The organism is Streptomyces himastatinicus ATCC 53653, from assembly GCF_000158915.1.
GTDB lineage: Bacteria > Actinomycetota > Actinomycetes > Streptomycetales > Streptomycetaceae > Streptomyces > Streptomyces himastatinicus.
This window is the reverse complement of sequence record NZ_GG657754.1, coordinates 2577738-2598073: the sequence shown is the minus strand read 5'-3', so window position 1 is coordinate 2598073 and position 20336 is coordinate 2577738. Positions and strand designations below refer to the sequence as shown.

Here is a 20336-nt window from a genome sequence, read left to right as displayed (position 1 = left end):
GCACCTCCGGCACCGCCGCCCCCTCCACCTTGTACGTCTCCGCGCCCCCGTCCGTCACGAAGCCCGCCCGCTCGTAGAAGCGGCGGGCCCGCGCGTTCCCCTCCAGCACCCACAGCCGCAGACGGGGGAAGCCGCGCTCGGCGGACCGGCGGCGGGTCTCGTCGAGGAGGGCGCGGCCGATGCCCGTGCCCAGGAGTGAGGGGTGCACGTAGAGCGCGTACAACTCGGCGTCCCCGGGTGGCAGATCACGGTCCCGGTACGGGCCGAAGCAGGACCAGCCGACCACCTCGCCGGTATCGCCCTCCGCCACCAGGTTGACCACGTCGCCGAGCCCGCGAGAGAAGAACTCCCGCCGTCGCTCGGCGTCTTCCTCGACGCTCAGTCCGTCCAGATACGTCTGCGGCATCAGTCCCGTGTACGCCTTCTGCCACCCCCGCACCCGCACCGCCGCCACGGCGTCGATGTCGGACTCGGCCATTTCCCTTACCAACACCCCGTCCATATACGTCCACCGTAGGTGGCGTGACCCCGCCACCGGCGGAAGGGTCACAGCAGCGACAGCTGGGCCGGGCCCGGGGAATCGGTGGGGTCGGGAGCGGGGTCGGGGACGGCGCGGTGGGTTCCGGGTTCGTACGGTCCGATGCCGTACTCGGCGGCAAGGTCGTGCACCATGCCGGTGATCCGCCGCTGGTACCACTTCGGTGCGTACGAGCCGCCGTCGTACAGCGCGTCGTAGCGCTTCAGCAGCCGTGGGTGGTGCCGGGTGAGCCAGGCCGTGAACCATTCGCGGGCGCCGGGGCGCAGGTGGAGCACGAGCGGGGTCACGGAGGTCGCCCCGGCTTCGGCGATGGCGCGGACGGTCGCGCGCAGCTGCTCGGGGGAGTCGCCGAGGAAGGGGATCACCGGGGCCATCAGCACCCCGCAGGGGACGCCGTGCCCGGACAGCGTCCGTACGGCGTCCAGGCGCCGCTCGGGGGAGGGGGTGCCGGGTTCGACGGTGCGCCACAGCGTGCTGTCGGTGAAGCCGACGGAGACCGAGACGCCGACGTCGGTGACGCGGGCGGCGCGGCGCAGCAGCTCCAGGTCGCGCAGGATCAGGGTGCCCTTGGTGAGGATGGAGAAGGGGTTGGCACGCTCGACGAGCGCGCCGAGGATGCCGGGCATGAGCTGATAGCGGCCCTCGGCGCGCTGGTAGCAGTCCACGTTGGTGCCCATGGCGATGTGCTCGCCGCGCCAGCGCGGGGCGGCCAGCTCGCGCCGCAGCAGCTCCGCGGCGTTGACCTTGACCACGACCTGGGTGTCGAAGTCGAGCCCGGTGTCGAGGTCGAGATAGCTGTGCGTCTTGCGCGCGAAGCAGTAGACGCAGGCGTGGGTGCAGCCGCGGTACGGGTTCACGGTCCATTCGAAGGGCATCCGGGAGGCCCCGGGCACCCGGTTCACGATCGAACGGGCGCGGATCTCGTGAAAGGTGATGCCGCGGAATTCAGGGGTGTCGAACGTGCGGCTGACGACCGCGTCTGTGGAGAAGAGGGCCGGGGCGGCCGCCTCGCCGTCGCCTGTCAGGTTGTCCCAGCGCATGGCCCGCACCTCCGGAGTCTCGCCCACTACCTAAATAGAACACATGTTCCCTTCGTTTTCGTCAACCCCGAATTTGGGCGGGTGACCCCCAGGTGGTTGGCTTGCCCGCGCAGGGCAACGGCGCCGCAGCGCACGAACGCATCGCAAGCATCGGAGGACAGAGCAATGGGCCAGGTCGAGGCCACCACGGAGCGCATCGTCACGGGCAAGCCCGAGGACGTGTTCGACGCGCTCGCCGACTACCGCGAGGTCCGCCCCCGGCTGCTCACCGAGCAGTTCAGCGAGTACGAGATCCGTGAGGGCGGCGACGGCGAGGGCACCCTCGTCCACTGGCGGCTCCAGGCGACCAGCAAGCGGGTGCGCGACTGCCTGCTGGAGGTCTCCGAGCCGAGCGACGGCCAGCTCGTGGAGAAGGACCGCAACTCCTCCATGGTCACCACCTGGACCGTCACCCCGGCCGGGGAGGGCAAGTCGCGGGTCGTCGTGACCTCGGTGTGGAACGGCGCCACCGGCATCGGCGGCTTCTTCGAGCGCACCTTCGCGCCCAAGGGGCTCGCCCGCATCTACGACGGCGTGCTGGAGAAGCTCGCGGCCGAACTCCCGGCTCAGAGCGCCCAGTAGCCTCCCGGGCGTCCGGCCGCCCCGGTCCCGGTCCCGGCGTCGCGGTCACCGTTCGGGTGATTTTCTCCGCGGTGCGCTCCATAGGCGCACATGCTCTCACTTGCGGTAAAGCCGCCCGAACCCGTCTCTTTGTCGATTCGTCGCGCTTGCCCCGTGTTGTTGCGTAATGCGACAACAGGGCGGCGGCGCAGGCGTGACGACGGGAGACAGACGTGGGCGGGATCACCGAGACCACCTTCGCGAAGGGCCATCGGTCGGCAGGCGCACCCGCCCACGCCTCCGGCGACAACGGTCCCGGATCCGGCGACGGTGACGACAGAGGCACAGGCGCCGGAGCGGCGCGACCGCGCGCCGACGACGGACCCGCCGGGGCCGGGCTCAGTCCGGCCCGGGTGTGGACGGTCTTCCTCGGGCTGATGCTCGCCCTGCTGCTGGCCGCCCTCGACCAGACGATCGTCGCCACCGCCCTCCCCGAAGTCGTCGGCGAACTGCACGGCCTGGACAAGATGTCCTGGACCGTCACCTCCTACCTCCTCGCCGTCACCATCGTGCTGCCCGTCTACGGCAAGCTCGGCGATCTCATCGGCCGCAAGAGCGTCTTCATCTTCGCGATCGTCGTCTTCGTCGTGGGCTCCGCGCTCGCCGGGTGGTCGCGCACGATGGACGAGCTGATCATTTTCCGCGCGGTGCAGGGCGTCGGGGCGGGCGGGCTGATGATCGGCGTCCAGGCGATCATCGCCGACATCGTGCCGCCGCGGGAGCGCGGCCGCTACATGGGGCTCATCGGGGCCGCGTTCGGCCTCGCCTCGGTGGCCGGGCCGCTGATCGGCGGCTTCTTCACCGACCGTGCCTCATGGCGCTGGTGCTTCTACGTCAACGTCCCCTTCGGCCTGGTCACGCTCGCCGTGGTGGCGGCCGTCCTCAAGGTGCCAGAACCGCTGCGGCGGCCGCGCTTCGACTTCCTGGGCGCCCTGTTCCTCACCATGTTCTCCACCTGCACCATCCTGCTGACGAGTTGGGGCGGTACGGAGTACAGCTGGCATTCGCGCGTCATCCTCGGGCTCGCCCTGGGCGCGGCGGGCTCCGCGATCCTCTTCGTGGTCGTCGAGTGCGTCGTCCCCGAACCGCTCATGCCGATGCGGATGTTCCGCGATTCGGTCTTCTGCGTCTCCGGACTGATCGGCGCGGTCATCGGCGTCGCGCTGTTCGGCGCCGCGAGCTATCTGCCGACCTTCCTTCAGATGGTCGACGGCGTCTCCGCCACCGAGTCGGGGCTGCTGATGGTGCCCATGATGGGCGGGATGGTGCTGGCCTCGATCGCCTCCGGCCAGCTCATCAGCACCACCGGCCGCTACAAGGTCTTCCCCGTCGTCGGCGGGCTCATCTCGATCGGCGGCATGTGGCTGCTGTCCCGGCTGGAGGAGGACACCTCCCGCCAGGACTACAGCCTCTGGATGGGCGTCCTCGGGCTGGGCATCGGGCTCGTCCTGCCGGTGCTGATCCTCTCCGTGCAGAACTCGGTGTCCCCCGATGACCTCGGCTCGGCCACCAGCGCCAACAACTACTTCCGGCAGATCGGCGGCAGCGTCGGCGCGGCCATCTTCGGCACGCTCTTCGCCCATCGGCTCGCCGACCGCCTCGCCGCGGAGTTCCCCGGCGGCACGGGCGTCCGTACCGACGGCGGGCCGGAACTGCCCGACCCCGACTCCATCACGCCGCAGATCGTGCACGCGATGCCCCGCGCCCTGCGGGACGGCTACATCACGGCGTACGCCGACGCCATACCGCGGATCTTCCTCTACCTCGTGCCGGTGCTCGTCCTGGGCTTCCTGCTCGCCTTCCTGCTGAAGGAGAAACCACTGGTGTCCCACACCGACTTCGCCGTCCAGCCAGACCCCGGCGTCCAGCCGGATCCCGTCGTACCGGCGGCGCGCTCGGTGCCCCGGCACGCCGCCCCGCCCCCGCCGCCGCCCGTCGCGGGCATCCCGGTCTGCGGCACCGTCCAGCACCACGACGGCACCTCGGTCCCGCGGGCCGCGCTCACCCTCATCGACAACGGCGGCCGCCAGATCGGGCGCGGCGCCACCGGCGAGGACGGGCGGTACGCGCTGAGCACGCCCGGCACCGGGTCGTACGTCCTGATCGCGGCGGCCGGCGGCCACCAGCCGCGGGCGGTCAGCGTCACGGTCGGCGACCGCCCGGTCGAGCTGGACGTGGTGCTGGGCGGCGCGGGCCGCCTCGCCGGTTCCGTGCTCACGGCGGACGGCACGCCCGTACGGGACGCGACGGTCACCCTCACCGACGTACGCGGCGAGGTGGTCGCCTCCACGCGCAGCGGACGAGAAGGGGGCTATGTGATGACCGAGCTGGTCGCCGGGGAGTACACCCTGGCCTCCAGCGCGCCCGCCTTCCGCCCCGCCGCGCTCCCCGTCACCGTGCAGGCCGCCCGCGAGACCCGCCAGGACATCGAACTGGCCGGTGGCGCGGTGCTGCGCGGCGTCGTACGCGCCGGTGGCGGGCCGCCTTGGCCGAGGACGCCCGGGTCACGCTGTTGGACGCGGCCGGGAACGTGGTCGACACCGCGACGACCGCCGCCGACGGGGCCTTCCGCTTCATCGATCTGTCGGCGGGCGAGTACACGGTGATCGCGGCGGGCTACCCCCCGGTGGCGACCGTGCTCCAGGTGGCGGGCGGCGGCCGTACGGAACGCGATCTGCACCTGGGCCACGAGGACTGACCACCGGCCGCCCCGCCCCGGCCCCCGCCTTCCGCCGGGGGCCGGGGCGCGGGCATCGCACACGTGCCCGCAACCTCGCACAAGATGACACCTATTCGGGTATTGGGCCGCGCCGTGACCGGCCCCCGCCGTACCGTTGAAGACGGTGGTGCGGGTCGTGCGTGCGAAGGAGTCTTCCGCCTATGGAGCAGGGCACGGAGGTGTCCGGTCGGATCCCGCTCGCGGTGGTCGTCGTCGACGCCGACGGGCTGGTCACGCACTGGAGTTCCGGCGCCCGCAAGCTCTTCGGACGCACCCGCGAGCAGGCCCTCGGCGCGCCCGCCGTCGATCTGATGCCGGTCTCTGGCGCACTGCGCGACGAGGACCTTCCGGACGCGGCGGACGGCGCTCTCGGCGGCCCGCGCTCCTATCCCACCGCGGGCCGCGCCCGGATGACCCTCGCGGCCGACGCCGCCCAGGCCGACGTCCTGTGGTGGGCGTACCCCCTCGTCGGACCGGGCCCCGAGCGGCTGCTGGTGCTGGCCGCCGACGCCGCGGGGCTCACCGGGGGCGCCCCGGACGAGCGCTTCGCGCCGGGTTTCGCGCTGCACACCGAGTTCCCCGGCGCCGAGCTGCTGGCCGGGCGGCTGCCCGACATCCTGCCGAACATGGGCCCGGCCACCGGCGGCCGGATCGTCGCCCAGGTCCTCGAACTCGGCTACCCCGTGCTGGAGATCAGCCACCACGAACGGGTCCCGGTGACCCCCGACTGGGGCATGCCCCGCTACCGCGAGCGCCAGGCGCGGCGAGCGGCGAGGCTCCGGGCGGCCGAGCCCGAAGACCGCCGGGCCCCCGAAGCGGTCCTTGACGACGGCCTCGATGACGACCTCGAACGCGCCGCCGTCCGGGAGCGCCTGGAGTTCCTCAACGAGGTCAGCGGCCGCATCGGCAGCTCCCTCGACCTGGCCCGCACCATCCGCGAGGTGACCAGCGCCGCCGTCCCGCGCTTCGCGGACTTCGCCGGTACGCATCTGCGCGCCCAGGTCCTCGCGGGCGAGGGCTTCCCCGACGGCCCGCCCGACGTCACCACCGTGTGGCACCGCGTCTGGGTCGAGCACAACGACGAACCGGGGCGCTGGGACGACACGGTGCCGGTCGGGGAGAGCATCGCGTTCCCCGAGCACACCCCGTTCGTCCAGTGCATGGTCACCGGCGAACCCGTGCTCATCCCGTACATCAGCGACGAGTTGGGCGACCGGATCGCCGGGCAGTTCGAGAAGCGGGACCTGCGGCCGCTGATCAACGGCCGGTCGATCCTCATCGTGCCGCTCAAGGCGCGCAACGTGGTGCTCGGTTTCATGGTGCTGCTGCGGCGCGCGGGCCGCGAGGCGTTCGACGACATGGACCGCACCACCGGGGCCGAACTCGCCGCCCGCGCCGGGCTCGTACTCGACAACGCCCGCATGTACACGTACCAGGAGAACGTGGCGGAGACCCTCCAAGACAGCATGCTGCCCCAGGTGACGCCGCGCATGGCGGGCTGTGACACCGCCACCCGCTATCTGCCCGGCACCCGGCTCGGCCGGGTCGGCGGCGACTGGTTCGACGCCATCAAGCTGTCCGGCTCGCGCACCGCGCTCGTCGTCGGCGACGTCATGGGGCACGGACTGAACTCGGCCGCGATGATGGGCCAGTTGCGCACCGCCGTCCAGACTGTGGCCGCCCTCGACCTGCCGCCCGCGCAGCTGCTGCGCAACCTGGACGACCTGGCGCAGCGGCTCGGCGAGCACTATCTGGCCACCTGTCTGTACGCGGTCTACGACCCGATCCGCTCCGAACTGCTCCTGGCCAACGCGGGCCACATCCCGCCCGTCCTGGTCCGCGCCCAGGACGGCCGCAGCGCGCTGCTGGACCTGCCGACCGGCGCGCCGATCGGCGTGGGCGGGGTGCCGTTCGAGACGGCCACGGTGCGGGTCGCGCCCGGCGACCGCCTCATCCTCTGTACGGACGGCCTGGTCGAGGTGCGCGGCCAGGACATCGGCGCCGGGCTCGCGGCGCTGTGCGAGTCCGCCGCCCATCCGGCGGCGTCGATGGACGACGCGTGCGACACCGTCATCCGCGCGCTCGCTGCCTCGTCCCGGGAGAAAGACGGGCGCGGCGGCCGCAAGGACGACGTGGCGCTGCTGATGGCCCGGCTGAACGGCATCCCCTCCGACGACGTCGCCCAGTGGCGGCTGGCCCTCGACCCGGAGGAGGTGGGCCGGGCTCGCCGCCTGGTCCGCGAGCGGCTGCTGCGCTGGGGCCTCCCGCACGCCGTGGAGACCGCCGAACTGCTCGTCAGCGAGGCCGTGACCAACGCGGTGGGTCATGCCCACACCCACCATGTGGTGCTGCGCCTGGTCCGCACCGAGGCGCTGCTGTGCGAGGTCTCCGACGACGACCACGAACTGCCCGCGCTGCTGACCGCCGGACCGGACGACGAGTGCGGGCGCGGGCTGCGCGTGATCAGCGAGCTGGCCAGGGAGTGGGGGACGAGCCGGACGCGGCAGGGCAAGACCGTCTGGTTCGAGCAGGCGCTGACGGGTCCCGCCCGTCACTCCTGACGCGGAGCCTGACGGACGGCCTTACGGACAGCCTGAATGGGCAGCCTGACGCACAGTGGGAACGGACGTGGGGAGCGGCGATGACTGTGTCGGAGCGTTACCGGGAAGCGTGGGAGAGCTACTGGCAGGCCACCTCGGACGCCCCGGGGGAGGCCATCTGGGACGCGGACCCGTCGCTGAGCGCCGCCCGGGACGTCGACCGGTTGGCCCCGCACGCCGACCTCTCCCTCCCCATCCTCGATCTGGGCTGCGGAAACGGCACTCAGACCCGCTATCTGGCGGCCCGTTGCGGCCGGGCCCTGGGCATCGACCTGTCCCATGCGGCGGTCGAGCACGCGCGGCGCGCCGATACGGCGCGGACCGCCGAGTTCCGACAGCTGAGCCTCACCGACCCGGCGGCCGTGCGGGAGCTGCACGAGCGCCTCGGCGACGCCAACGTCTACATGCGCGCCGTCATCCACCAGAGCGACGCCCCCGACCGCCGTCCGGTCGCCGAGGCGGTGGCGACCCTGGTCGGCAGCCGCGGCCGGGGCTTCGTCGCGGAGCTGACGGAGGAGTCCAAGACGACGCTGACGCGCCTGGCCGAGAGCCCCGGCGGCCCGCCGCTCAAGCTGCGCCGCGTGTTCGACCACGGCCTCAAGCCCGCCGACGCGGGGGACAGCGAAGTGGCGGAGGTGCTGGCGTCGGCGGGACTGCGGATCCTGGCCGAGGGCCCCACGGCCCTGGCCCAGACGGAGCAATGGGCCGACGGTTCGCGGGTGGAGCTCCCGGCCCGGTGGTTCGTGGTGGGACGGGCTCCGGAGGGCGAGGGACGGTTATCCACAGGGGTGGTTCGGCCCCCGCACAGCGCGTAACGTAACGAACCATGAAGATCCTGATCAGCGCCGACATGGAGGGCGCCACCGGGGTGACCTGGCCGGGTGACGTCCTGCCCGGCACCCCGCAGTGGGAGCGCTTCCGGCGCCCGTTCACCTCGGATGTGAACGCGGCGGTGCTGGGATTCTTCGACGGCGGTGCGGACGAGGTGCTCATCAACGAGGCGCACTGGTCCATGCGCAATCTGCTGCTGGAGGAGCTGGACCAGCGGGCGCAGATGATCACCGGGAAGCACAAGACGCTGAGCATGGTCGAGGGGGTGCAGCACGGCGATGTGGACGGGGTGGCGTTCATCGGCTATCACACCGGCGCGGGCACCGAGGGCGTGCTCGCGCACACGTATCTCCCCAACTCGGTGACCGGCGTCTGGGCGAACGGCGCCCGGGCGAGCGAGGGCCTGCTGAACTCGCTGGTGGTCGCCGAGTACGGGGTGCCGGTGGTGCTGGTCACCGGGGACGACAAGACCTGTCAGGACGCCAACAGCTATGCGCCGGAGGCCCGGTGCGTCGCCGTCAAGGACTACGTCTCGCGGTACGCGGCGGTGTGCCGCACCCCCGCCCGTACCGCCGCGGACATCCGGGAGGCGGCGCGGGAGGCCGCCGTGCTGGCGGTGCGCCACGAACCCCCGCACCGCAGGCCGTTCACGATCGAGCTGGAATTCGACGCCGAGCATCTGGTGGGGGCGGCGAGCGTCGTACCGGGCGTGGAGCGCAGCGGTGAGCGGCGCGTCGCCTTCACCTCACCGACCATGTACGAGGGGATCCGCTGCTTCAAGGCGGTCACGACCGTCGTATCGGCCGCGGTGGAGGAGCAATATGGCTGACACGGCCCGTCCGGAGGCGATCGACGCGCAGGCGCTGGAGGAGGTGGTGCGGTTCACCTCCGAGCTGATCGCGATCGACACCACCAACCGCGGCGGAGGGGAGTGCTCGGAGCGCCCGGCCGCCGAGTACGTGGCGGAGATGCTCGGCGACGTGGACATCGACCCCACGCTGCTGGAGCGGTCGCCGGGGCGCACCAATGTGGTCGCCCGGATCGAGGGCACCGACCGGGCGGCGCCCGCGCTGCTCGTCCACGGCCATCTGGACGTGGTGCCCGCCGAACCCGCCGACTGGACCGTGCACCCCTTCTCCGGGGAGGTGCGCGACGGGGTGGTGTGGGGCCGGGGCGCCATCGACATGAAGAACATGGACGCGATGGTCCTCGCGGTCGTCCGGGCCTGGGCGCGGGCCGGGGTGCGGCCCCGCCGGGACATCGTGCTGGCCTTCACCGCCGACGAGGAGGACAGCGCCGCCTGGGGCTCCGGCTACCTCGCCGACCGGCACCCGGAGCTGTTCGAGGGCTGCACCGAGGGCATCAGCGAATCCGGCGCCTTCACCTTCCACGCCGGGCCCGGGCTGCGGCTCTACCCCATCGCGGCGGGGGAGCGCGGCACGGCCTGGCTGAAGCTCACCGCGCGCGGCCGGGCCGGACACGGTTCGAAGGTCAACCGGGCCAACGCGGTCAGCCGGCTGGCCGCCGCCGTCGCCCGCATCGGCGACCACCGCTGGCCGGTCCGGCTGACCCCCACCGTCAAGGCGGCGCTCACCGAGATCGCCGCGCTCCAGGACATCCCGGCCGATGTGGACGCGCCCGACTTCGACGTCGACGAACTGCTCGCCAAGCTGGGCCCGGCCGCCGCGCTCATCGAGCCGACCGTGCGCAACAGCGCCAACCCGACGGTCCTGGAGGCCGGTTACAAGATCAATGTGATCCCCGGCAGCGCGTCCGCCTATATCGACGGGCGGATGCTGCCCGGCGGCGAGGACGAGTTCCGGGAGACCCTCGACCGGCTCACCGGCCCCGACGTCGACTGGGAGTTCCACCACCGCGAGGTCCCGCTCCAGGCCCCGGTCGGGCCCGAGGCGCCCACGTACGAGGCGATGCGCGCCGCCGTCCAGCGCTTCGACCCCGGTGGCCACGCCGTGCCGTACTGCATGTCGGGCGGCACCGACGCCAAGCAGTTCTCCCGGCTCGGCATCCGCGGGTACGGGTTCTCGCCGCTGCGGCTGCCCGAGGGCTTCGACTACCAGGCGCTCTACCACGGCGTGGACGAGCGGGTGCCGGTCGATGCCCTGCACTTCGGCGTCCGGGTGCTCGATCACTTCCTCCAGAGGGCGTGAGCCGGTGGTACAGCAGGTGACGACCACGGCCCCGTACGGAACCTGGCACTCCCCGGTCGACGCCGCCCTCGCCGCCTCGCACGACGGCCACCCGGAGTACGTGGGCACGGTCGGCCCCGAGGTGTGGTGGACCGCGCCGCGCCCCGCCGAGGGCGGCCGCCGCGCGCTGATCCGGCGGCGGGCCGACGGCACCGAGGAGCCGGTGCTGCCCCCGCCGTGGAACGTGCGCAGCAAGGTCATGGGCTACGGCGGCACCCCCTGGGCCGCGGCGCCGCGCGCGACCGGCGGCCCGCTGGTGGTGTTCGTCCACTTCGCCGACCAGCGGCTGTACGCGTACGAGCCGGACGCCCCGGCGGGCGCCCCGCCGCGCCCGCTGACCCCGGTGTCCGACGTGGGCGAGGGACTGCGCTGGGCGGATGTGCGGCTGCATGCGGACCGCGGCGAAGTGTGGTGCGTCCTGGAGGAGTTCACGGGGGAGCGGCCCACCGACGTACGGCGCGTGATCGCGGCCGTACCGCTGGACGGCTCGGCCGCCGAGGACCGCACGGCGGTGCGCGAACTGACCGACGCCCGCCATGACTTCGTCACCGCGCCCCGGCTCTCGCCCGACGGCCGCCGGGTCGCGTGGATCGCCTGGAACCACCCCGAGATGCCGTGGGACGGCACGGTGGTGATGGTCGCCGAGGTGGCGGATGACGGTCCGTTCATCACGGTGCTGCCGCTCGTGGGGGAGACCGATGAATCGGTGGCGCAGGCCGAGTGGGCGCCCGACGGCTCGCTGCTGTTCGTCTCGGACCTCAGCGGCTGGTGGCAGCTGGAGCGGATCGACCCCGACAGGGCGGGTGGGGACGTCATCGCGAGCAGCACCCTCTGCCCCCGTCAGGAGGAGTTCGGGGGGCCGTTGTGGAAGCTGGGGCATCGGTGGTTCGCGCCGCTGGACGGCGGGTTGATCGCGGTGCTGCACGGGCGGGGTGCCCAGACGCTCGGGATCCTCGACCCCGAGACCGGTGAGCTGGCCGATGTCGCCGGGCCGTGGACCGAATGGGAGCCGACGCTCGCCGTGGACGGCACCCGGGTCGTCGGCGTCGCCGCGAGTCCGCACAGCGGGCACGAGGTCGTGGAGCTGGACACCCTGACCGGCCACGCCCGCGTCATCGGCAGCGCCCACACCGACCCCGTCGACCCCGCGTACTACCCCCGGCCGGAGGTCCGCACCTTCACCGGGGCGGACGGCCGCGAGATCCACGCCCATGTCTACCCGCCCCACAACCCCCACCACACCGCGCCGCCCGGCGAGCTGCCGCCCTATGTGGTGTGGGCGCACGGCGGGCCCACCGGGCGGGCCTCGCTCGTGCTCGACCTGGAGATCGCGTACTTCACCTCGCGCGGTATCGGCGTCGTCGAGGTCAACTACGGCGGGTCCACCGGCTACGGCCGTGCCTACCGCGACCGGCTGCGCGAGCGGTGGGGCGTGGCCGATGTCGAGGACTGCGCCGCCGTCGCCGAAGCCCTCGCCGACGAGGGCGTCGCCGATCGGGCCCGGCTGGCGATCCGCGGCGGCAGCGCGGGCGGCTGGACGGCGGCCGTGTCGCTCACCGCCACCCGGCTGTACGCGTGCGGCACGATCATCTACCCGATCCTCGACCCCGCCGCCTGGGCCACCGGCGAGACCCATGACTTCGAGTCGCGGTACGCGGAGTCGCTGATCGGCCCGGTGGCCGAGGTCCCGGACCGCTACCGGGAGCGTTCGCCGCTGCACCGGGCCGACCGGATCACCGCGCCGTTCCTGCTGCTCCAGGGGCTGGACGACACGATCTGCCCGCCCGCGCAGTGCGAGCGGTTCGTGGCGGCGATGGCGGGGCGCGGGGTGCCGCATGCGTACGTCACCTTCGAGGGCGAGGGGCACGGCTTCCGCCGCGCCGACACCATGGTCCGTGCCCTGGAGGCCGAACTGTCCCTGTACGCCCGGGCCTTCGGCCTGCCCGAGGCCGGGCCGCCCGCCCTGGAGCTGCGCATATGAAAGGCGGGGGCGCACTGCCGGTCGTCATGGGGCAGCGGTAGCGTGAGCAGCCTTGAAACCCGATATGCGAACTGTTTCGCCATCATTGGTACTGGAGGAGCCAGTTGACACCCGCACGGGCCCCGCGCCTCGTCGGCCGTGAGCCGCTTCCCACCGCCCTGGCCGGTGGGTGGCCGCAGGGCGGCGAGCCCGAGACCTGGCTGCTCAGCGTCTCGGCCTTCACCGCCGCCCTGGACGCCGCCGCACCCGGCAAGATCCTCGACACCGAGGAGCAGGAGCGGGCCGGGAGGTTCCTGCGCGCCGAGGACCGGGAGCGGTACACGGCGGCCCATATCGGGCTGCGGCAGCTGCTCGGCGGCTATCTGGGCGTGGACCCGGCCGCCGTGCCGTTCACCCGGGAGGACTGCCCCGGCTGCGGCGGTCCGCACGGCCGCCCCGCGGTGGTCGGCGCCCCACTCCACTTCAATATGTCGCACGCCGGTGACCTGGTGCTCTTCGCCTTCGCCGGGACTCCGGTCGGGGCCGATGTGGAGAAGCTCCAGTCCGCTTCCACGGTGGCCCAGGTCGCCCAGAGCCTCCACCCCAGGGAGCGCGCCGAGCTGGACGCGCTGCCGACCGCGGACCGGCCCGCCGCCTTCGGCCGCTGCTGGACGCGCAAGGAGGCGTATCTGAAGGGCATCGGCACCGGGCTGTCCCAGGACCCGGCGAAGGACTACGTCGGCACCGGCCGGGAGCCGGTGCCGGTGGGGCCGTGGGTGCTGATCGACGTACCGGTGGATGCCGGTTACGCGGCGGCCATGGCGCTGCGTAACCCCGGCCGGGACGGATGAGGACACCCGCTGTCCGGCCGGGGACGATGCGTCAGTGCGCGGACGGCGCGGGCACCGGGGCGGGGGCCTCGGCGCCCGCGGCGGTGCCGGTCCCTGCACCCGGGCGGCGCAGCAGGTAGACCCCGATGACGGCGACCAGGGAGGCGGCGGAGAGCGAGTAGAGCCCGCCGTTGGTGCTGCCCGTGGTCTCCTCCAGGTAGCCGAAGAGCGTCGGGGCGACGAACCCTCCCAGGTTGCCGAGGGAGTTGATCACGGCGAGCCCGGAGGCCGTGACCTTGAGGTCGAGGCTGGACTGGGCCAGCGGCCAGAAGAGGTTGGCGCCGCACTTGCTGCCGACGGCGGCCAGGGTGAGGGCCGCGAGCCCGAACCACGGCGAGCCGAGCGTGGCGAGGAAGGTGCCGACGGCCGACAGCACCAGCACGATGGCGAGGTACGGGCGCCGGTCCGGCATACGGTCGGTGTAGCGGCTCATGGTGTACATGGCGATCACCGCGCAGATCCACGGGATGGCCGAGAGCAGGCCCACCTGGAAGGGCGACAGCCCGCCGATGTCGTCGACCAGGCTCGGCAGCCAGAAGGTGATGGCGTAGCCGGTCAGCGCCATGGCGAAGAAGACGAGGGTGAGCAGCGCGACCTGCGGGTGGAGCACCAGGCGCAGCCGGGACACCTTGGGCTCGCGGCTGCGGGCGTCCCGGTCGCGTGCGATCGCCTCGGTGAGGGCCGTACGCTCCTCGGCACTGAGCCAGCGGGCGTCGTTGATCCGGGAGACGAGGAAGAACGCGGCGACGAGGCCCACCGCTATCGAGATGCCGCCTTCCATGGCGAACATCCAGCGCCAGCCGGCGAAGCCGCCGAGGCCGTGCATTTCGAGGAACGCGCCGCTGATCGGGCCGGTGACGATGTACGCGGTCGCGGAGCCGCCGAGGAAGATGGCGCTGGCCCTGCCCCGGTAGGAGTCGGGCAGCCAGGTGGTGAGGTAGTACATGACGCCGGGGAAGAACCCCGCCTCCGCGATGCCGAGCAGGAAGCGCAGGGCGTAGAAGGAGGTGGCGCCGTGCATGAAGCACATGGCGAGCGTGACCGCTCCCCAGCTGATCATGATGCGGGTCAGCCAGACGCGGGCGCCGAAGCGCTCCATGAGCATGTTGCTCGGCACTTCGAAGATGGCGTAGCTGATGAAGAACAACCCGGCGCCCAAGCCGTAGGCGGCGGCGCCGACTCCGATGTCGGCGCTGAGGTCGTCCTGGACGAAACCGACGTTGGTGCGGTCCATCTGATTGACGACCAGCATCAACACCAGCATCGGCATGACGCGCCGCAAGAACTTGCTCACCGCCCGGTCGACCAGCTCCGGGGCGGGCGCCGCGTCCTGGCCGGGGGGTCCCTGCTGTGCCATGGTGCTCTCCTGGCGATACGTTCATCCTTGTGAACAGTCAACGAGTGGTGCGCAGGACCATACGGTTCTGTATGCACTCGGTCAATGGCCCGTGAAGCACTTATTCCGCAGCGCTGACCTGGTCTTCAGGCGCTCATCGAGCCAGAAAAGTCAAGAGTGCCCTGAGCGTTTGACGTTCATGGATATGACCGAATCGGTCTGGTGCCGTCAAAGTCGGTGGCGGAGGCGCGGCCTCCGTACCATCATTGACCAATGCCCGAACACGCGTATCTCGCCGAGGGAACCCGCGCGGCCATCCGGCCCCATCGGCGGGAGGACGGCGCCGAATTCGTCCGGCTCGCGCGGCAGAGCGTCTCCTTCCACCGCCCCTGGCTGACCCTGCCGACGACCGACGAGGCGTACGAAGGCTTCATCGACCAGCTGGAGCGGGAGGACCGGCGCGGCTTCCTGGTCTGCGTACGGGAGACCGGTGCGCTCGCCGGATTCATCAACATCAACAACATCGTGCGCGGCGCGTTCCAGTGCGGCGCGATCGGCTATGGCGCCTTCCCGTCCACCGCCGGACGCGGCTATATGTCCGAGGGGCTCGGGCTGGTGCTGCGGCAGGCCTTCGGGCCGCTCGGGCTGCACCGGATCGAGGTCAACATCCAGCCCGGCAACGAGGCGTCGACCGCGCTCGTCAAGCGGCATGGCTTCCGGCTGGAGGGCTTCTCGCCGGACTTCCTCTACATCGAGGGGGCGTGGCGCGACCACGACCGCTGGGCCATGACCAGCGACATGCTGGGACCCGCGTAACCGCCGGGGCCCGCGTAACAGCGGTCGGCGAGGGGGCCGGGGAAGGCGCCCCCGCCGACCGGCCGGGGGAGCGGCGTCAGGCGCCGGGGTTGCGGTCCACGTACTCGAAGATCGAACCGTCCGGGTGGCGGGCCACCAGCATGCGGCCGGTGGGGGCGGGGATCGGGCCCGCGACGATCTGCGCGCCGACCGCCGTCAGATCGGCGACCGCCTCGTCCACGTCCTTCACCGCGATCGTCGCCGCGATCTTGCGGAGGATCTCCATCTCCGACTCCGGGCCGCTCATCAGAAAGAAGCAGCCGACGGCCGCGACCGAGACGCCGCCCCGCTGGAAGCGGGATGCCTCGGCGCCGGTGAGCCGTTCGTAGACGCTGATGGCGGAGTCCAGATCGTCGACGCAGACCCGCAGTGAAGTCCCCATGATGTCCATGCGGGCGAGCCTAGTTGAACCGCAACCGCACGTCAGACACGGCACAGGACCTCACCGTGCAGGATGGCGAACCAGCCGTCGTCCCGGCTGCCCCACTCGCGCCAGGCGTCCGCGATGTCCCGCAGCTCCGCCTCCGTGGCGTGGCCGCCCTCCACCGCGCGCCGGGCGTACGAGGATGCCACCGTGCGATCCGCCCACAGCCCGCTCCACCACGCCCGCTCCTCGGGGGTGGCGTAGCACCACGCCCCGGCGCTCGCGGTGACGGCGGTGGCGGGGAAGCCCGCCTCCAGGGCCCAGGACCGCAGCCGCCGCCCCGCGTCCGGCTCGCCGCCGTTGGCGCGCGCGACCCGGCGGTAGAGGTCCAGCCAGGCGTCCAGCCCGGGGACCTGCGGGTACCAGGTCATGGTGGCGTAGTCGCCGTCGCGGGCCGCGACGATGCCGCCCGGTTTGCACACCCGCCGCATCTCGCGCAGCGCCCGCACCGGATCGCCGACGTGCTGGAGCACCTGGTGGGCGTGGACGACGCAGAAGGAGTCGTCGGGGAAGTCCAGTTCGTGGACGTCGGCGACCGCGAAACGGGTGTTCGTCAGCCCGCGCTCGTCGGCGGCCGACCGCGCCCGCTCCAGGATGGCGGGCTCCGTGTCGACGCCGACGACCTCACCCTGGGGGACCAGTTCGGCCAGGTCGGCAGTGATGGTCCCGGGGCCGCAGCCGATGTCCAGGATCCGCATATGGGGCTTGAGGTGGCCGACCAGATAGGCCGCGGAGTTGGCGGCCGTGCGCCAGGTGTGCGAGCGCAGCACCGACTCGTGGTGTCCGTGGGTGTAGACGGCGTCGTTCGGCATGACGGAACTCCTCATCGAGCGTCGAGTCGACCGCGGTCGGGAACGATCACCACCGTACGCCGCCATCTCGTATGACGAGAAGAGTCGTCTCGCTATGTGGGCCGCCGATGGACGCGAAAAAGGGCGGTCGAGTACGGCAACTGCCGTTCCCCGCCGCCCTTTTGGCGTTCGGGCCCACCCCTCAGGCGGGCGGCCCTCCCTGCTCCAGATCTCCCATGCTCACCACACCCACCGGACGCCCCGACCGGATCACCGGCAGCCGCCGCACCTCATGCTTGCGCATCAGCGCGGCCGCCTCCGCGACCTCCTCGTCGGGGCCGATGGTCACCGGGTTCGGGGTGCACACCAGATGGCAGCTGACCGTCAGCGGATCGACGCCGTCCGCGACCGCGCGCAGCGTGATGTCGCGGTCGGTCAGGACGCCCAGCAACTCACCGTCGAGCGCCACGAGGACACCGCCGATGTCCTCCGCGCGCATCAGCTGCGCCGCCTCGACCAGCGAGGCATCGGGACGCACCGAGGTGACCGCCGGCGTCATGACGTCTTTCACGTACTGAGGCATGTCGTTCGCCTTCTTCGGATGTGTCGGAGGAGGGCAGGGAGCCGCTGCGCCTCGGGGCCGCTACGCCTCGGGGCCGCTACGCCTCGGGGCGCAGGCCGAGCGCGGAGACCACCTCCTGCACGGTGCGGAACGTCTCGTGGGCGGGCAGCTCCTGAGCCAGGGCGATCAGCCGGTCCGGGGCGTGCCGCTCGTGCAGCACGCGCAGCACGGCGCTCCGTTCCGCCGGGAACGTCGTACGGCCCAGATGACGGGCGAACTCGAAGCGGAGCGCCTCCGCCTCGCCGGTCGCCCCCGGATGGGGCACCGGACCGGTCGTCACCTCAGGGTCGTCGTCGGCGGCGGGCTCCGGGTCGTGCCACTCCTCGACCCGGGTCGGGTGTCCGGAACGGATCAGGCCCTGAAGCTCGTGCTTCATCTCATCGTCCCGGTGAGCGCTCAGCCGGTTGCTGCCTCGCTGCATGTCGGTCCCCTTCCTTCACGGGTCCGTATGGCTCGTGGGATGGTCATGTCCCCGAGAGTTCACTGCGGCACGCCGCCCTCGTACGGCCAGCGCAGCAGTGCGCCCAGTCCCCCGACCGGGGCGCCGTTCGTGTCCTCCGCGCCGCCGGGCGGCACCGTCAGCACCTCGGCGCCGGTGGCCGCGGCGGAGCGGATCAGGGCGTCGTCGGCCCGCACCGCGGCGGGCCGGGCGTCGCCCAGGTACTGGAGGTCGGTACGGCGCATCGCCACCTGGTCCGGCTCGGCCCCCGCCCATACGTCGCGGTACAGGTCGGTGCCGTCCGGCCGGATCAGCAGCGTGCCGATGCGGTGCTCACGCGCCGCGTCGACCAGCGCGGGAACGCCCTCCGCGGCCGACACACGGCCCTCCGCGGGTACGCGGCCCGCCCGGAAGCGCTCCAGCACCTCCCCGGTGTGGTCGTGCAGATGCCGGGCCCGTACCTCGTCCACGTCGCGGTCCAGCAGGCGGGCGGCGTGGGTACCGGGCGAGGCCGAACCGGAGGCCCGGCCGCCGTGCGCGGTCTCCGCGGCCCGGTCGCGCAGCTGCTCCGGCAGCCGGTCGTGCACGGCGCGCCGCTCGCGCGCGTCCCCGACCAGCAGCACCAGATCGGCCTGCGTCTCCTCCTGGCGGGCCCGCAGCTCGTCCGCGATCAGGCCCGCGTTGTGCTCCCAGGTGTTCTCCGTCCGCAGCTGGAAATGGCGTTCCGACGGGTCGGCCGTCGCGGTGCGGTGCACCGGCCACTGCTGCCCGTTCACCCGCCCCACGGCCCGGTCGCCGCGCGCGCCGCGCAGCTCGAAGTCCGCGCCCGTGCGGTCGATGTACGCCACCAGGCAGGACGGATCGTCCCCCGCCAGCTCCACCAGCGGCCCCACATGCGGCAGCGCCGACCAGCACGCGTGGGGCGCGCCCTGGGGTGGCGCCGTCAGCGACGGGTCGAGCACCACCTCGCCGCGCGAGGCGAACACGGCCCGGCCCACCGGCTCGGTCGCCGGTGTCACCGTGGCCAGCTCTTCGTACACCGCACGGCAGGTGCGCGCGTCGGCGCCCTGCTGCTCCAGCCGGCGGCACGCCTCACGGGCGTGGCGCTCGTGCTCCTCGGCCGAGGACTGGTCGGGGTGCGAGGTGTCGACGTAAACGGTTGCCCAGGGGCCTGGGCGTTCGAACAGCGGATTCAGGAATCCGAGTCGCATGTACTCCCTCCCGGCGTTCCGGGTGTTTCGTCCCTCCCGCGTACCCGTCGCCACGCCATCGACACGGGCGCGGACGGGTCGGGTCCGGATTCCTGCGGAAGATCTCGTCGCCAGGTTTGAGGCATCCCCGCCCGGATACCCGTCGCGTGGCCGAGCGGCCCGCAGGGAGTGAGGGCGGCGCCGGGCACGGGAAATCAGGGGCCCGTGCCCGGCGCCTCTGCGCGTTTTTTAACGCCTCGGGACGCGGGTACCCGGCGCGCATGACTGACACCTCCGCGAACCCGGCGGCGGAGAATCCGCTGCTGGCCAGACACGGTGAGGCGCTGGACCTGTTCACCGAGCGGGTGCACGCCGTACGGCCCGACCAGTGGGACGCCCCCACGCCCTGCACGGAGTGGACCGTGCGGGACCTGGTGAACCACCTGGCGGTCGAGCAGATGTGGGTCCCGGCGCTGCTCCGCGAGGGCGCGAGCGCGGGTGGCGAGAGCGACGTCCTGTCCGGCGACCAGCTCGGCGAGGACCCCGTCGCCACCTGGGACGCGGCCGCCGCCGTCGCCCGTACGGCCTTCCAGGAGCCGGGTGCCCTGGAACGCACCGTCGACCTCTCCTACGGCGCGAGCCCCGCCACGGAGTACTGCGCCCAGATGACCGCCGACGCGACGGTCCACGCGTGGGATCTCGCCCGCGCCATCGGTGCCGACGAGCGGCTTCCCCGGCCGCTGGTCGACTTCTCCGTGCGGGAGGTTGCGCCGTACGCGGCGGACCTGGAGAAGAGCGGGCTCTTCGCGGCGCCGGTCGATCCGCCGCCGAACGCCGACGCCCAGACGAAACTCCTGGCTCTGCTGGGCCGCGAAACGTAGCCCGCGCCGGGCGGTGGCCCCCACGGTTGCCTCGGCCGGTGCCGGGGTTTTTCCCCCACCCCGCCCCTTCCCGAAACCGGGGCGCTGCCCCGGACCCCGGGGGTGCCTCGGCCTGTGCCGGGCCTGAAACCGGGGCTCCGCCCCGGGCCCGGGCGGGGTGGCTGCCCCAGTCTGTGCCGGGCTCTGAAACGGGGGCTGTCCTTGGCCCGGGGGCGGAACTGGGGCGGCGCCCCGGGCCCGGGCGGGGTGGTTGCCTCAGCCTGTGCCGGGCTCTGAAACCGGGGCTGTGCCCCTGTCCCCCCCCGGGGGCGGAACTGGGGCGGCGCCTCGGTTCCGTGGGGGCGTCGGAGTTG

The 20336-nt window shown here is 72.6% G+C and carries 17 protein-coding genes and 1 pseudogene; 10 read left to right on the top strand and 8 right to left on the bottom strand.

Annotated elements, in window-relative coordinates; genetic code table 11:
* Together SSOG_RS10340 and SSOG_RS10335 are read right to left on the bottom strand one after the other, a co-directional pair.
* The coding region (locus SSOG_RS10340; protein ID WP_039937113.1) for a GNAT family N-acetyltransferase at nt 1-502 on the bottom strand (502 nt) is incomplete at its 3' end.
* Between the two features lie 44 nt (nt 503-546).
* Nucleotides 547-1578: an Rv2578c family radical SAM protein gene (locus tag SSOG_RS10335; RefSeq protein ID WP_039940929.1), complete on the bottom strand. Its 1032-nt coding sequence runs from the start codon at nt 1576-1578 to the stop codon at nt 547-549.
* Between the two features lie 165 nt (nt 1579-1743).
* On the opposite strand from SSOG_RS10335, the gene SSOG_RS10330 reads away from it, so the two are divergent.
* The 8 genes and pseudogenes from SSOG_RS10330 to SSOG_RS10295 all read left to right on the top strand — a co-directional run bounded on the left by SSOG_RS10330 (nt 1744) and on the right by SSOG_RS10295 (nt 13406).
* Nucleotides 1744-2199, top strand: a complete 456-nt coding sequence (locus tag SSOG_RS10330) for an SRPBCC family protein (protein ID WP_009714159.1) — start codon at nt 1744-1746, stop codon at nt 2197-2199.
* A 212-nt stretch (nt 2200-2411) separates the two neighbouring features.
* Nucleotides 2412-4936, top strand: a pseudogene (locus SSOG_RS10325) (MFS transporter).
* Nucleotides 4937-5118: 182 nt separating this feature from the next.
* On the top strand, nt 5119-7518 hold the full coding sequence (locus SSOG_RS10320) for a SpoIIE family protein phosphatase (RefSeq protein ID WP_039937112.1): 2400 nt from the start codon (nt 5119-5121) through the stop codon (nt 7516-7518).
* A gap of 80 nt (nt 7519-7598) precedes the next feature.
* A complete protein-coding gene (locus SSOG_RS10315; RefSeq protein ID WP_039937107.1) occupies nt 7599-8372 on the top strand; it encodes a class I SAM-dependent methyltransferase in 774 nt (257 codons plus the stop codon).
* Between the two features lie 11 nt (nt 8373-8383).
* A complete protein-coding gene (locus SSOG_RS10310; protein ID WP_009714154.1) occupies nt 8384-9217 on the top strand; it encodes a M55 family metallopeptidase in 834 nt (277 codons plus the stop codon).
* Nucleotides 9210-10556 carry a M20/M25/M40 family metallo-hydrolase gene (locus SSOG_RS10305; protein ID WP_009714153.1) on the top strand — a complete coding sequence of 449 codons (1347 nt, stop codon included), beginning with the start codon at nt 9210-9212 and terminating at the stop codon, nt 10554-10556. The genes SSOG_RS10310 and SSOG_RS10305 overlap by 8 nt, the downstream gene beginning before the upstream one ends.
* A 16-nt stretch (nt 10557-10572) precedes the next feature.
* Nucleotides 10573-12576 carry a S9 family peptidase gene (locus SSOG_RS10300; RefSeq protein WP_009714152.1) on the top strand — a complete coding sequence of 668 codons (2004 nt, stop codon included), beginning with the start codon at nt 10573-10575 and terminating at the stop codon, nt 12574-12576.
* 104 nt (nt 12577-12680) lie between these two features.
* On the top strand, nt 12681-13406 hold the full coding sequence (locus tag SSOG_RS10295) for a 4'-phosphopantetheinyl transferase family protein (RefSeq protein WP_009714151.1): 726 nt from the start codon (nt 12681-12683) through the stop codon (nt 13404-13406).
* Between the two features lie 31 nt (nt 13407-13437).
* Here the strand turns inward: SSOG_RS10295 and SSOG_RS10290 are convergent, their stop codons facing one another.
* Nucleotides 13438-14802, bottom strand: coding sequence for an MFS transporter (locus SSOG_RS10290; protein WP_039937105.1), 1365 nt, complete (start codon nt 14800-14802; stop codon nt 13438-13440).
* A 252-nt stretch (nt 14803-15054) separates the two neighbouring features.
* On the opposite strand from SSOG_RS10290, the gene SSOG_RS10285 reads away from it, so the two are divergent.
* Nucleotides 15055-15597 (top strand): GNAT family N-acetyltransferase, encoded by a 543-nt coding sequence (locus tag SSOG_RS10285; protein ID WP_009714149.1) that lies wholly within the window; start codon nt 15055-15057, stop codon nt 15595-15597.
* Between the two features lie 76 nt (nt 15598-15673).
* Here SSOG_RS10285 and SSOG_RS10280 read toward each other — a convergent pair whose 3' ends face one another.
* The 5 genes from SSOG_RS10280 to SSOG_RS10260 all read right to left on the bottom strand — a co-directional run bounded on the left by SSOG_RS10280 (nt 15674) and on the right by SSOG_RS10260 (nt 19123).
* Nucleotides 15674-16027 (bottom strand): VOC family protein, encoded by a 354-nt coding sequence (locus SSOG_RS10280; RefSeq protein ID WP_009714148.1) that lies wholly within the window; start codon nt 16025-16027, stop codon nt 15674-15676.
* A gap of 32 nt (nt 16028-16059) precedes the next feature.
* Nucleotides 16060-16872, bottom strand: coding sequence for a class I SAM-dependent methyltransferase (locus SSOG_RS10275; protein ID WP_039937102.1), 813 nt, complete (start codon nt 16870-16872; stop codon nt 16060-16062).
* Between the two features lie 181 nt (nt 16873-17053).
* Complete coding sequence (locus SSOG_RS10270; RefSeq protein ID WP_009714146.1) at nt 17054-17434, bottom strand: CBS domain-containing protein; 381 nt, start codon at nt 17432-17434, stop codon at nt 17054-17056.
* Nucleotides 17435-17510: 76 nt separating this feature from the next.
* Complete coding sequence (locus SSOG_RS10265) at nt 17511-17894, bottom strand: DUF2795 domain-containing protein (RefSeq protein WP_009714145.1); 384 nt, start codon at nt 17892-17894, stop codon at nt 17511-17513.
* Between the two features lie 59 nt (nt 17895-17953).
* Complete coding sequence (locus SSOG_RS10260; protein ID WP_009714144.1) at nt 17954-19123, bottom strand: baeRF2 domain-containing protein; 1170 nt, start codon at nt 19121-19123, stop codon at nt 17954-17956.
* A 260-nt stretch (nt 19124-19383) separates the two neighbouring features.
* Between SSOG_RS10260 and SSOG_RS10255 the strand changes: the two genes are divergently transcribed.
* Nucleotides 19384-19983: a TIGR03086 family metal-binding protein gene (locus tag SSOG_RS10255; protein WP_009714143.1), complete on the top strand. Its 600-nt coding sequence runs from the start codon at nt 19384-19386 to the stop codon at nt 19981-19983.
* The last annotated feature ends 353 nt before the right edge of the window (nt 19984-20336 follow it).

What these genes read in the sequence shown, in the direction of transcription:
- SSOG_RS10335 (WP_039940929.1), bottom strand. Translation starts at nt 1,578, where the DNA reads ATGCGCTGGGACAACCTGACAGGCGACGGCGAGGCGGCCGCCCCGGCC.
- SSOG_RS10330 (WP_009714159.1), top strand. Translation starts at nt 1,744, where the DNA reads ATGGGCCAGGTCGAGGCCACCACGGAGCGCATCGTCACGGGCAAGCCC.
- SSOG_RS10320 (WP_039937112.1), top strand. Translation starts at nt 5,119, where the DNA reads ATGGAGCAGGGCACGGAGGTGTCCGGTCGGATCCCGCTCGCGGTGGTC.
- SSOG_RS10315 (WP_039937107.1), top strand. Translation starts at nt 7,599, where the DNA reads ATGACTGTGTCGGAGCGTTACCGGGAAGCGTGGGAGAGCTACTGGCAG.
- SSOG_RS10310 (WP_009714154.1), top strand. Translation starts at nt 8,384, where the DNA reads ATGAAGATCCTGATCAGCGCCGACATGGAGGGCGCCACCGGGGTGACC.
- SSOG_RS10305 (WP_009714153.1), top strand. Translation starts at nt 9,210, where the DNA reads ATGGCTGACACGGCCCGTCCGGAGGCGATCGACGCGCAGGCGCTGGAG.
- SSOG_RS10290 (WP_039937105.1), bottom strand. Translation starts at nt 14,802, where the DNA reads ATGGCACAGCAGGGACCCCCCGGCCAGGACGCGGCGCCCGCCCCGGAG.
- SSOG_RS10285 (WP_009714149.1), top strand. Translation starts at nt 15,055, where the DNA reads ATGCCCGAACACGCGTATCTCGCCGAGGGAACCCGCGCGGCCATCCGG.
- SSOG_RS10280 (WP_009714148.1), bottom strand. Translation starts at nt 16,027, where the DNA reads ATGGACATCATGGGGACTTCACTGCGGGTCTGCGTCGACGATCTGGAC.
- SSOG_RS10275 (WP_039937102.1), bottom strand. Translation starts at nt 16,872, where the DNA reads ATGCCGAACGACGCCGTCTACACCCACGGACACCACGAGTCGGTGCTG.
- SSOG_RS10270 (WP_009714146.1), bottom strand. Translation starts at nt 17,434, where the DNA reads ATGCCTCAGTACGTGAAAGACGTCATGACGCCGGCGGTCACCTCGGTG.
- SSOG_RS10265 (WP_009714145.1), bottom strand. Translation starts at nt 17,894, where the DNA reads ATGCAGCGAGGCAGCAACCGGCTGAGCGCTCACCGGGACGATGAGATG.
- SSOG_RS10260 (WP_009714144.1), bottom strand. Translation starts at nt 19,123, where the DNA reads ATGCGACTCGGATTCCTGAATCCGCTGTTCGAACGCCCAGGCCCCTGG.
- SSOG_RS10255 (WP_009714143.1), top strand. Translation starts at nt 19,384, where the DNA reads ATGACTGACACCTCCGCGAACCCGGCGGCGGAGAATCCGCTGCTGGCC.